This window comes from Baaleninema sp. (assembly GCF_049974805.1).
Classification (GTDB): Bacteria; Cyanobacteriota; Cyanobacteriia; order Cyanobacteriales; family Geitlerinemataceae; genus Baaleninema.
The window spans coordinates 1-12,996 of the sequence record NZ_JBNGCO010000123.1 but is presented as its reverse complement, the minus strand read 5'-3'; the positions used below and the strand labels follow the sequence as shown (position 1 = coordinate 12,996).

General features: G+C 51.2%; 7 protein-coding genes. 2 read left to right on the top strand and 5 right to left on the bottom strand.

What is annotated here, in order from left to right:
* The first annotated feature begins 119 nt into the window (after window positions 1–119).
* Window positions 120–1,910, top strand: a complete 1,791-nt coding sequence (locus ACP5D4_RS18460) for an SLC13 family permease (RefSeq protein ID WP_428013086.1) — start codon at window positions 120–122, stop codon at window positions 1,908–1,910.
* A gap of 98 nt (window positions 1,911–2,008) precedes the next feature.
* Here ACP5D4_RS18460 and ACP5D4_RS18455 read toward each other — a convergent pair whose 3' ends face one another.
* From ACP5D4_RS18455 to gyrA, 4 genes are all read right to left on the bottom strand, one after another.
* Complete coding sequence (locus ACP5D4_RS18455) at window positions 2,009–3,112, bottom strand: hybrid sensor histidine kinase/response regulator (RefSeq protein ID WP_428013085.1); 1,104 nt, start codon at window positions 3,110–3,112, stop codon at window positions 2,009–2,011.
* A gap of 6 nt (window positions 3,113–3,118) precedes the next feature.
* A complete protein-coding gene (locus tag ACP5D4_RS18450) occupies window positions 3,119–6,655 on the bottom strand; it encodes a CBS domain-containing protein (RefSeq protein WP_428013084.1) in 3,537 nt (1,178 codons plus the stop codon).
* Window positions 6,656–7,217: 562 nt separating this feature from the next.
* Window positions 7,218–7,553 (bottom strand): cupin domain-containing protein, encoded by a 336-nt coding sequence (locus ACP5D4_RS18445; protein ID WP_428013083.1) that lies wholly within the window; start codon window positions 7,551–7,553, stop codon window positions 7,218–7,220.
* A 38-nt stretch (window positions 7,554–7,591) separates the two neighbouring features.
* Complete coding sequence (gyrA, locus tag ACP5D4_RS18440; RefSeq protein WP_428013082.1) at window positions 7,592–10,168, bottom strand: DNA topoisomerase (ATP-hydrolyzing) subunit A; 2,577 nt, start codon at window positions 10,166–10,168, stop codon at window positions 7,592–7,594.
* A gap of 219 nt (window positions 10,169–10,387) precedes the next feature.
* Here gyrA and ACP5D4_RS18435 point away from each other — a divergent pair, with 219 nt between their 5' ends.
* Window positions 10,388–11,314 (top strand): histone deacetylase family protein, encoded by a 927-nt coding sequence (locus ACP5D4_RS18435; protein ID WP_428013081.1) that lies wholly within the window; start codon window positions 10,388–10,390, stop codon window positions 11,312–11,314.
* Between the two features lie 193 nt (window positions 11,315–11,507).
* Here the strand turns inward: ACP5D4_RS18435 and trpB are convergent, their stop codons facing one another.
* Window positions 11,508–12,761, bottom strand: a complete 1,254-nt coding sequence (gene trpB, locus ACP5D4_RS18430) for a tryptophan synthase subunit beta (protein ID WP_428013080.1) — start codon at window positions 12,759–12,761, stop codon at window positions 11,508–11,510.
* Window positions 12,762–12,996 lie beyond the last annotated feature (235 nt).

Genomic DNA, 12,996 nt, shown 5'->3' with positions numbered 1-12,996 from the left:
AAATGCTTTCTCTAAGAAGCTTTCGAGACTTGCCACCTTAAGTGACCCGTACCCGCATCTTGGCGAGCAGTCTCGAGTATTGACCTGTTTTAAACTTCACATTCCTCTTTTTCATCTGTATGAAAATTGTCTTAATGCTCGCAATTTTGGGAATGGCATTAATTTCGTTTGCAGCGGAATGGTTGCCCGTCGATATCACCGCGCTCGTCATCGCGATCGCCTTGATGTTGTTTGGTTTAGTTTCGCCAGAGGAAGGGATTTCAGGCTTTGGGAATTCGGCGACAATCACCGTCATGGCGATGTTCGTTCTCAGTGCGGGCGTCACGCGCACGGGGGTCGTTCAAATCGTGCGAGATTGGCTTTTAAAGTGGGGCGGAAAACATATTTCTCGGCAAATTTTCGTCATGGGCGGTATTGTCGGACCCATTACTGCTTTTATTAACAATACGGCCGTGGTGGCGATTTTTTTGCCCATCGTTGAAAGTTGGTGCAAACAACGTCAAATTTCCGTCTCAAAACTCTTGATTCCCCTGTCTTACAGTACCGTTTTAGGGGGAATGTTGACCCTCATCGGCACTTCGACCAATATTTTAGCCAGCGGATTGTCTAAACAGTTGGGCTATGGAGAATTTAATTTATTTGAGTTTACCCCCGTTGGTATCGCCTCTTTTTTGGTAGGATTAACCTATTTATCTCTGGTTGCGCCTCGTTTGTTGCCCGAACGAAAACCCCTCGATCGAGCGACCATCGAAGAAAATTACGGATTAGAAGATTACATCAGCGAAATGGTCATTCCGCCGGGTTCGAGTGCCATCGGGAACACTTTACGAGAAAGTGAAATCCAAAGAAAATTCGACCTTTCTGTATTAGAAATTATTCACGACGGCATCCATTTTTCACAGCCTCTCGCCGATAAAACACTGTCAGCAGGCGATGTTTTAATCGTTCGTGGCAGTCGGGATAATTTATTAAATATCCGCGACGAACGAGGAATTGAAATTTTAGCGGACATGAAATTCAACAAAACCAATGTTGAAAGTGAAATTAGTTCCGGGGAAGAAAAAGTCGCCGAAGTCTTGATTTTATCGAATTCTCGTTTAATCGGAACGACCCTGAAAGACTTACGATTTAGACAACGCTACAACGCCACAGTTCTCGCCATTCGTCGCGGACAGGAACTCATCCGCGATCGACTGGGAAAAGTCCCCCTTCGTTTTGGCGACTTGCTATTAGTCCAAGGACCAAAAGACAGCTTTATCGGCTTGCAAACCACCCGAGAACTCTTAGTCTTAGAAGAACGGGAAGTAGAAAACCTGCGTCAAGACAAAGCCAAAATTGCCTTAGCCATTATCTTAGGCGTTATCGTTCTCGCCGCCTTCAACATTCAACCGATTTTAGTCAGCAGTTTATTAGGCGTGGTGTTGATGGTAATCACGGGTTGTCTCAAACCCGGTGAAATTTACGGCGCAATTCGTTGGGATATTATCTTCCTGTTGGCGGGGTTAATTCCCCTCGGGATTGCGATGGAAAATTCAGGAACCACGCAATGGCTTGCAGAGCAATTCGTCGCAGTTGGCGGACATCTTTCAGGATACTGGATTTTAACCTTTTTCTATTTAGCGACGAACTTACTTACGGAAGTTCTCTCAAACAACGCTTCGGTGGTATTGATGATTCCCGTCGCGGTGGAAGTCGCAGAATCCCTCGGTTTAAATGCGATGGCGTTTATGTTCGCCGTGACCTTTGCAGCATCGAACAGTTATTTAGCTCCCATCGGCTATCAAACCAATACAATGGTTTACGGACCGGGGGGATATAAGTTCTTGGATTTTACCCGAGTCGGCGCGATTTTAAACCTGATTTTAACCTTCTTTACGCCTTGGGTGATTTTTCTACTTTATGGATTGTAAAATGTAGATTGGCTTGACGGAAGAAATCCAACTATCTCATCGTTGGGTTTCGCTGGCGCTTTACCCAACCTACATCTGAATTCGTTATCAATTGTCAATTATTTAACAGATTGTCGGGGAAGACTGACGAGAAACGTGGTTCCTTCCCCGAGTTGGCTTTTGACGTTGATGGTGCCTCGGTGACGATCGATCGCCTGTTTGGTAATATAAAGTCCCAAGCCCGTGCCTTTGATTTTCGAGACGTTAGAGGCGCGTGTGTAGCGATCGAACAGCGTGGACATATCCTGTTTGGGGATACCAATACCGCTATCTCGAACGCGAAATTCAATCACCTTTTCAATTCCCAAAACGCTAAATTCAATTGTCCCGCCGTCTGGGGAATATTTGATGGCGTTAATTAGCAGGTTGGCGAGGATGTGGCGCAAAAGATTTTCATCGAGGATACATCCCTCGAAATTCCCTTGGGCGTGAAACCAAATATCGTGTTTTTCAGCGGAAATCCCTTGGAATTCGTCGGCGAGTTGTTGGCAAAATTTCACCACGTCAAACGAGGAAGGCTCGAAGGGCAGTTTTCCCGCTTCCACTTTACTGAGAGCCGACACTTCGTCTAGCATAAGGTTAATGGTTGAAATCGCCCGTTGGATGCGTTGAAAATGCTTGAGTTTGCGGTCGAGATCCCAACGAGCATCGAAGGTTTTTAACATATCCGCCGAAAGTTGAATCGCCGAAAGTGGATTGCGAAAATCGTGAGCAGCCATCGCTAAATAATGGGATTTTTCTTCGCCGATAGCTGTTCTATCTTCGAGCATTTTTTGTAAGTTCCGCGATTCTTCGTATTTCTTCAACGCCATTTTAATGGTAGCGTGCAGTTCCCGTTCTTTCGGCGGTTTCAGCAGGTAGCCGTAAGACCCCGTGGCTTCGGCACGATCGAGGGTTTTATCGTCGGCGTAAGCGGTTAAATAGACAATGGGAATGTCGTATTCTTTGTAAATGCGAGCGGCGGTTTCGATTCCGTCCAAATCTCCTTGAATTACAATGTCCATCAAAATTATATCGGGATGCTTTTCCCTTACAACTTCGATAGCATCTTCTCCCGAAGTGACACTCTCCAAAACAGTATAGCCAAGTTTTTGAAGCTTTCTAGAAAGTGTTAAGGCTTGCAAGACTTCATCTTCGACAATGAGGATTTGAATATTTTTCATCTTACTTTACATTCTCCGTTTGTACTGGAGTTCGCTAAATTCAATATGAAACGCCGTTCCTTCGCTCCGATCGATCGATACTTCAGCCCGCAATTGCTTAGCTAACATAGTTACGAGCTGCATCCCTAAAGACTCTGTTTGGAAAATATCGACCTCTTCGGGAATTCCTACACCGTTATCTTTAACAGTCAAGCGAATTGTTTCTTTATCTAGTTTTAAGATTAGCCAAACATCCCCCGAACGCGGGTTGGGAAAAGCGTGTTTAAAAACGTTCGACACCAGTTCGTTTACGATTAAACCGCAAGGATTTGCCGTTTCTATATTTAAGAAAATGGGTTGTGCTTCGATATGACAGCAAATGCGATCTCTTTCTAAAGAATAGGACAAAAATAAATTACCTATCAAGGCTTCTAGGTAATCGCTGAAATTGATATGAGAGAGGTCTGTAGATCCATAGAGTTTTTCGTGGATCAAAGCCATCGATTGAATGCGGATTTGGCTATCTTCGAGGATTTTCAATATATATTCTTCGTCGGTATAAACCGACTGAAGCTCCAGCAAAGAGGCCACCACTAACAAGTTGTTTTTGACGCGGTGGTGAATTTCTTTAAGCAACAGTTCTTTTTCCTCTAAAGACTCCTGTATCTTTTGCTCGGAAAGCTTGCGCTCTGTAATATCGACGTGGGTTCCGACCACTCGACGCGGCAATTGCTGACTGTTGAAATTATAAATTTTTCCGCTACCTTGTATCCATTTCCAATCGCCGGATTTTGCTTTCATGCGAAACTCAAAACTGTACGGATTTCCCTTTTGAATAGCGACTTGAATTTGCGGTAAAATTTGCTCTAAATCCTCGGGGTGAACCAGTTCCACCCAGGATTGGAAATGACTGGCGAACTCGTTCGGCTCGTAGCCGAGCATAGTGTAATAGCGAGGGCTAAAAAAGGCTTCGTTCGTGTCGAGATTCCAATCCCAAACCCCATGTTCGGCGGCTTCGAGCGCCATTTCTAACCGTTCTTGGGTTCGATCGCGCTCTTCTTGGGCTTTATGGCGTTCGGTGACGTCGTTGAGGGTTCCCGAAACCCCGATAAACTGACCCTGGCGATCGCGCAGGGCGATGGCATCGACATCCAACCAACAAATATCCCCGTCGGCTTTGCGAAACCGCAGTTGGCAACGATGACTCGACGCCTGGAAGTTTCGTAAGTTCTGGAAATTCTCGGCGGCGATGGCGCGATCGCGCTCGTCAACATAGGACAGACAGCGTTGGCCCAAAGTCTCCGCCACGGAAAACCCCGTAATCGCCGTCCAAGCCCCATTCAGAAAGCTCCAGCAGCCTTTCCCATCCACTTGAAAAATGACTTCCCGCAAACTTTCCACAAGGCGGCGATACTGTTCGCGACTGGCCAGCAAGGCGTCTTCGGCTTTCTCCCGTTCTTTCGCCAGGGCGATCGATCTCGCCGCCGATTGCAACAATCCGATTTCTAAGGGCGTCCAGAGTCGCGCTTCGTCGCAGCGATCGAACCCGATAAACCCGAACAACTGCGCCCCCGCCGACACGGAAATGGGGACGATGGCGATCGATAAAATCCCCTGGGGTTCCAGAACCGCCCGTTCTTCCTCGGAAAACTCCGCCACGTTCCCGCTATACACCAATCCCGCTTTCAAAGGTTCGGCGCAACCGGGTAACGCATCGAGGGGAAAATTCTGCAAGTCGGGATTGTCCAGTTGAGATTCGACCCCCTCGGCGCACCATTCGGCGGTTTGACTGACGAGGAAGGTTCCCTCGGCCTCCATATGGGCTTCAAAAACGTAAACTCGGCTGGCTTGGGAAATTTGCCCCAAAACCGCCAGGATGGTATCGTAACCGTTTCTCTCGAGAGACCCAGTGAGTAACTGTCGCTGTACTTCCACGAGACCCTGTAAGTAGCGATCGCGTTGTTTTAACGCCGCCGTTCGATCGCGAATCCCCTCTTCGAGTTGTTCGTTGAAGTCCCGCAAGGCAGTTTCGGCTTTGCGTCGCTCTTGCAGTTCGTTTTTCACCTGTTGGTACAGTTGCGACTGTTGGATGGCGATCGACAGCTGCACCCCTAAATCGTCCAGCAACGCCACTTCTTCCGGTTTCCAGCGTCGCGACGACCGACATTGATGGGCGATGAGCAGTCCCCACAACGTCGGACTGTTGGAGGACGAAAGGTTCTGGTCTTCCCCACGCAACAGCAAGGGAACCACCAGATTCGCCTTCACTCCAATCCCTTGCAACATTTCCCGATAGCAGTCGCTCAAGTCAGTGGTATTTTCAATATCTTCGAGGATGGTATGTTGTCCCTCTTTGTAGGCTTCGCCGCCTCCGGAGCGAAAACAGGTATCCTCGAACTGTCGGTGTAAGATGGCGGAAAAACCCGCTTCGACGGATTCGGCCACGATGGTACCGTTGAGATCGGCGTCGAATTGATACACCAACACGCGATCGCTCTCGAGGAGGCGGCGCACTTCTTCGACGGTGGTAGTCAAAACGCGATCGAGATCGAGGGAGTCGCAAATTTTGGCGGCGATATGGGTCAGCGATCGCAGTTGTTCGCTCTGTTGGCGCACTTGACTCGTCCGCCGTTGGACTTTCGCTTCCAGGGTTTGGTTTTGCTGTTGCAGCAGGTGCAGTTTTTCCCGTTCGAGATGAGACACTTTGTTTTGTAGGCTGTCGATGACTTCGTACAAACTCACGGGACTGAGGGAATCGAGCAAACTGCTTTGGGTGAGGATTCCCAACAGTTCTCCGTCTTCTCCCGTCACCAGCAACCGCCGCACGCCGTAGGTCTCCATGTGCTGTCGCGCCACCCACAGGCTTTCTTGGGGACGGATACTCAGAATCGGGAAACTGGCCAGGTCTTTGGCGCGACAGGCGGTTAAGTCTCTCCCCGATATCTGGACTCGAACGATATCCCGTTCGCTGAGAATTCCTCTGAAATCCGGGTTTTCTTGGGACTCGTCCGCGTCACCCACCACGATGCAACTGGTACGATGGTGCGTCATGACTTCCACCGCTTCGAGAACGGACGCTTCGGGGGAAATGCAAACGACGTTTCTCGACATCACTTCCGCCACGGTTTTCAATCGCAGCAGGTTAAACGGCGACAGGCTGCGGCGTAAGCTGTCGTGGCTGATGAGACCCCGCAGGCGACTCGCCTCGTCCACGACGGGAAGGTGGCGGATACGGTGTTGTCTCAAGCGGGAGACAACGGAAAAGAGGTCGCGATAGTCACTTTCGGGTAATACGATCGGCGATGGCGTCATCACCTCGCCGACGCTGAGGGAGTCGATCGATCCGCCCTCTACACTCAAGCGCACCAAGTCCCGCTCGGTGAAAATCCCCACTAGCGCGTCTTTTTCGACGACTAAGGCGCAACTGGTCGGCCGCCGTTCGAGGTCGCAAGACCCCTCGTCGGATAGGGTATTCATCTGTGCTAATACCTCCAGAAGCGACGTATCCGGCTTTACCGTCAGCGGAGCGCGATCGAGGATATCTTCGAGGGTGGGAGCGTACATGACCGAAGTGGTATCAACGGACGATTCTTAGATTGATTTTAAAGTCAATATTTGCCATCGACTCGATCGAGAAAACGGGTTATAGGTCGATCGATCTTTACTTGAATCTATTTTTATTTTAACAAATTATTTTAACCAAAAAATGAGATTTGTATTATTTTTTTGACCCGCGTAATATTTATCGATAATTTTATTGCAGTTAATCCACTTAAAAAAATCCGTATACTTAAAAGAAAAAGGAAAACTCCTAGGTTTCCCATTCAGTAAATATCCGCAATACCAGCATTCAAGCATTTAAGACTGTATTGTTAAAAAAATATCAAACATAAGAAATTATCAAAAAAACAGAACACAAAAAACTCTAAACTCTCAATTTTTAAAATTCAAAAACATCCCCATAGTCGTCCCAAACCCAGGAAGCGAAACCCAGTCGCCCCCCAATCTTCAAAGACGCGACAGAAGGAATGAGAAAATCGCCTTTCGGCATCAGTGCCAAAAAACCCCGATTTCTCAGAGAAACCGGGGTTGCGAACTCATTCGACGAAAAGGCGATCGCCCGTTCTTAGACCGTCGCCGAAAGGGTCAGTAAAAACGCCAAATTAGACGACGCTTGCAGGGCGTGGGGGGCGTTGGCTTCCATAAAGACAAACGCGCCCGGTGTCAGGGGAACCGCTTCGCCCTTGAGGGTCAAAGTTCCCGTCCCCTCCAAAACCTGAACCGTGGCGTTACGAGTCGCCGTATGTTCGCTAATCTCAGTTCCCTGCGCCAAACAAAACAGCGTGTACTGACAGGCGGAATCCTGAAACAGAACCTTACTCAAAACCCCCGCTTCGGGATATTCCAGGCGATCGCGCAAGTTCAAAACAGGACTTTGCGCCGAAACTAAATCAGTCGTCATAATATCTCCAAAAAATCTTCAAGACAGCCCGAGGCGACTTATACCTCTTCCTCATCATCCACCCCTTCTGCGGCCGGCGGCACCAACGCCACCGCAGCGATCGCGTCTTCTTTATCGAGGCGCTGTACCCGAATCCCCGTTGCCGCACGGGATTGCGGCGTAATCGCACTAGCCGCCTGACGGATAATAATGCCCCGCGTCGTCACCATCATCAACTCGTCTTCCTCGCTGACCACCAATAACGCCGCCACGGTATCCTTCTTCAAATGAGACTTGAACTTAGTGGCGATGGTGCCTTTACCGGCGCGGTTTTGCAATCGGAACTGCGACACGGGAACCCGTTTTCCGTAACCACCCGTGGTCACGACCAACATCCAAGGGCCTTCGCTGGTGGTGGTTTCCTCGTTTTCGTCCCCGTCCGCCACGTCCTCGTCGAGGTCGCTGTCGTCGGGTAAATCGTCCAGTTGGGCGATGACGCTGCTGGGCAATACGTCCATCCCGATGAGTTCGTCTTCAGTCTTCAAATTCATGGACTTGACGCCCCGCGTCGCCCGACCGAGGGGACGCAATTGGTCGCGATCGGCTTTAAAGTGAATAGCCATGCCCATACGAGACCCGATGATGATACTGTCGTCTTCCCGGGCCCGGCGCACCCAGCGCAGTTGGTCGCCTTCGCTGAGGGAAATGGCAATCAAGCCGTTGGCGCGAATGTTGCTAAAGGCGGACAGAGCTGTTTTCTTGATGTTGCCGCCTTTAGTCAACATGATCAAGTATTCCTCATCGGTGAATTCCGTCACCGGGACGATGGAGGTAATTTTTTCGTCTCGGGGAATCGGCAACAGTTGCACGATGGGAACCCCTCGGGAAGTCCGCGACCCGGTGGGAATTTGATAGGCTTTGAGGCTGTAGACCACGCCGCGATCGCTGAAAAACAGGACGTTATCGTGGTCGCAACAGGTTAGGAAATGTTCGATGCCGTCGTCTTCCTTCATTTTGGTGCCGGACTTGCCGCGCGTCGCCCGGTTTTGTGCCTCGAAGGTATTCACGGGCATCCGCTTGACGTAACCCTGTTCCGTCAACAGGATTAACGCCTGTTCGTTGGCGATGAGGTCTGTATCGTCCAAGTCGCCTTCGTCCCGCAGGATTTCGGTTCGTCGCGGCGTAGCGTAGCGTTCTTTGAGTTCCCCGAGTTCGGCTTCGATAATCTCTAAAATCCGCTCTCGCCGCGCCAAAATGTCGTTCAAATCGGCGATTTTTTCTTGCAGGGCTTGGTGTTCCTGCTCGATTTTTTCGGCTTCCAACGCCGTCAGACGCCGCAATTGCATTTGTAGGATGGCGTCAGCTTGCGGTTCGGAAAGGTTGTAACCCTCAACGAGTTCGGTTTTGGCCGTGGCGCTGTCGGGGGAGTGACGAATCAGGCGGATAATGGCGTCGAGGTTAGCCAGGGCGATGAGTAACCCTTGCAGCAAGTGGTCTCGTTCTTCGGCTTTCCGCAGTTCGTACTGGGTACGTCGGGTGATGGTTTGAATGCGGAAGTCGAGGAAGACTTGCAGGGAGTTTTTCAGGGACAGCAGTTGCGGTTCGCCGTCCACCAACGCCAGCATATTCGCCCCGAAGTTGGTTTGGATGGGGGTTTGTTTGTAGAGGTTGTTGAGGACGACGCGGGGATAGGCGTCCCGTTTGAGTTCGATGACGATTCGCATTCCGTCGCGATCGCTCTCGTCGCGGATGTCGGCGATACCGTCGATTTTCTTGTCGTTGACGAGATCGGCGATTTTTTCGATGAGAGCGGCTTTGTTCGTCTGGAACGGTAGGGCGGTGACGATAATGGCTTCGCGATCGGGGGCCCCCCGCCGTTCGAGGGTTTCGATATTGGCCACGCCGCGCATGGTAATCGATCCCCGGCCGCCGGTGTAGGCGTCGCGAATGCCGCTGCTGCCGAGGATTTGCGCCCCGGTGGGGAAGTCCGGACCGGGGACGTATTCCATCAGTTGGGTGTCCGTCAGTTCCGGGTTGTGGATGAGGGCGATTAAGCCGTCTACCAGTTCGCCCAGGTTGTGGGGCGGAATGTTCGTCGCCATCCCGACGGCGATTCCCGAGGAACCGTTGAGCAACAGTTGGGGAATTCGCGCCGGAAGCACGATGGGTTCTTGTTGGGAACCGTCGAAGTTATCGGCGAAATCGACGGTTTCTGAGTCGATATCTTGGAGGAGGGCGGTGGTGCTGAGCGATTGCAGCCGACATTCGGTATACCGCATGGCGGCGGGGGGATCGTTGTCCACGGAACCGAAGTTTCCGTGACCTTCGATCAGGGGCGATCGCATGGAAAAGTTTTGCGCCATGCGAACCAGGGCGTCGTAGACTGCTGTATCGCCGTGGGGGTGATATTTACCGAGGACTTCCCCGACGACCCGAGCGCATTTCCGGAACGGTCGATCGTGGGTTAAGCCCAATTCGTGCATGGCGTACAGAATGCGCCGATGGACGGGCTTAAGACCGTCGCGGGCGTCGGGTAAGGCTCGACCGACGATGACGCTCATGGCGTATTCGAGGTACGATCGAGACATTTCGTTGCGAAGATCTGTCGGAACGATCCGCTCTTCGGCAGTGGTCATACGGTAAAAATCTCCCTTAAAACCGCGATTGGCATCTGTTGCGTTCGCACGACGCAAGTTTTGTATTCTCGTTTAACGACGGCTATTGAAGCGTCGATTATTACAATCATTTTAACATATTTTCGATCGCGTCTCCCCTGAAAGCTGTAGGGGTTGAAACGGGTTAAAATTACGAATAGAACTGACGAATTTTATCTGGGCTCGAACGGGGTTAAAACGATGTTTCCAATCTTTTACTCTGATGTGTTTCTCGAACATAAAACCGGGGTGTTTCATCCGGAACGCCCCGAACGTTTGAAAGCCATCGTAGAACGGTTGAAATCGCAGCGATGGGCGCATCAGTTGCAGTGGGAAACGCCGACACCGTTCGATCGACCGGCCGTCTTCGACAGTCTCAGTCAGGTTCATCCCCTCTCCTACGTCGATCGCGTCCGTCGCCTCGCCGAAGGGGGCGGCGGACACCTCGATCCCGATACTCCCGTTTCCCCCCGTACTTACGAGGCGGCCTTGTTAGCGGTGAGTGCTTGGGTGGATGGGGTCGATCGCGTGGTGGAAACGGGAAAACCCGCCTTTGTCTTAGCCCGTCCGCCAGGACACCACGCCACCCGCGATCGCGGGATGGGGTTTTGTATTTTTTCCAACGAAGCCATCGCCGCTCTCTACGGTTTGAAACATTTCGGGATCGATCGCGTAGCCATTCTCGATTGGGACGTTCACCACGGAAACGGTACGCAAGCGATTATTCAAACCCATCCTCAACTGGCCTATTGTTCCCTCCATCAATCTCACTGCTATCCCGGTACGGGATTTGAAGAGGAACAGGGCTGTTACAACAACGTTTTAAATATTCCCATGGCCGTGGGAACCCCAGGCTCAGTTTACCTCCAACTTTTCCGCGAAAAAGCCATTCCGTTTCTACGAGAATTTCGACCGGATTTATTAATTGTCAGCGCCGGATACGACGCCTTAAAAGACGACCCACTGGCGGGGTTGTATTTGAATCCCGAAGACTACAGCGAACTCACCGAGCAATGCTTGCAAATTACCGAACATATTCTCTTCGGTTTAGAAGGCGGCTACGACCTCGATTCCCTCGCGGAAGCCGTCGCCCGAACCATCGAACCCTGTTTGATAATTGATAATTAATAATTGAGAATTGGGGGGCGTGGGCTTCGCCTACCGGACTCGAAAATATCTTTTCTTACTTTTTGTCGAAAGACTGGAGTGGAAATTGCCATCGCGATCGACAGTATATTAGTAAAACCCTTTTAGAATAGGCATTTCAAGGTATCAGCGCGGAGCGTCGCCCGCGCTATTTTTCTTACCTTTCCACAACAAATTAAACGTCCCCTAAATTGAGATAGCGGGCGACCGTTTGCACGTCCTTATCGCCGCGACCGGAACAGTTAATCACCACTGTCGTCCCGTCATCTAACTGAGGACAGAGCGTTTCGAGATAGGCAATGGCGTGAGAAGTTTCCAACGCCGGAATAATCCCTTCCAACGCCGAAAGTCGCTGGAAGGCTTCCACCGCTTCAGTATCAGTAACGCTGTAATATTCCGCCCGTTGCGTTTCCTTCAAATAACTGTGTTCGGGTCCAACACCGGGATAGTCCAAACCCGCGCTAATCGAGTGGGCTTCGAGAACCTGTCCGTCATCGTCTTGCAACAAATAACTCATCGCCCCGTGCAACACCCCCACCTGACCCTTCGTCAGCGTGGCCGCATGTTTCTTCGACGCCACGCCCTCTCCGGCGGCTTCAACGCCAATCAAGCGCACCGAAGCATCTTTCACGAACTCGTAAAACAGCCCCATCGCGTTAGAACCGCCACCGACGCAAGCCAGCAGAACGTCCGGCAAACCGCCCCAAGCCTCTTCACATTGCTGGCGCGTTTCCTGACCGATAACCCTGTGGAAATCCCGCACCATCATCGGATAAGGATGGGGTCCGGCAACCGACCCGAGAATATAGTGAGTGGTTTCCACGTTGGTCACCCAATCGCGAATCGCCTCAGACGTGGCGTCCTTGAGAGTTCCCGTTCCGGCCGTGACCGGTTCGACTTTCGCCCCCAACAGCCGCATCCGCACCACGTTGAGCGCCTGACGTTCCATATCGCGAACGCCCATGTAGACGATGCACTCGAGTCCGAAACGAGCGCAGGCGGTGGCGGTGGCTACGCCGTGCTGTCCGGCACCGGTTTCGGCGATGACCCGCTGTTTGCCCATGCGTTTGGCCAACAAGGCTTGAGCGATCGCGTTATTAATTTTATGAGCGCCCGTGTGGTTGAGGTCTTCCCGTTTCAGGTAAATTTTCGGCCCGGTGCCGTCGGGACGGCTGTAGTGTTCCGTAAGCCGTTCGGCGAAATACAGCGGCGAGGGACGACCCACGTAATCCCGTAACAAACCGTTCAGTTCTCGCTGAAAGTCTGCATCGTTTTTGTAGCGTTGGAAAGCGGCTTCTAGTTCCGCTAGAGCGGGCATGAGGGTCTCGGGGACGTATTTACCCCCAAACTGTCCGAAGCGTCCGAGTGCGTCGGGAATCGATGCAGCGTCGTTAGATTGAGAACCGGAAGGAACGGGAGATACAGTCACGGTCGTGCGAGATAACTGAACAGACTCCCAATATTATAAGGGAACAACTGTCGTAGGGTGCGTGACTTGATGACTGGGGTGGCTCTCCTGAAACCGATAACTCGTCACGCACCGCCCTCGTCAACCACCACCCTGAAACGATAAGTTTTGCCTTGAAGAGTTGACATCCTCACCGCCGAAGGAAGGACGGTGATTCCCAAACCTCGCGATTTAGGTTCCTGCTTCCTTCCCTTAC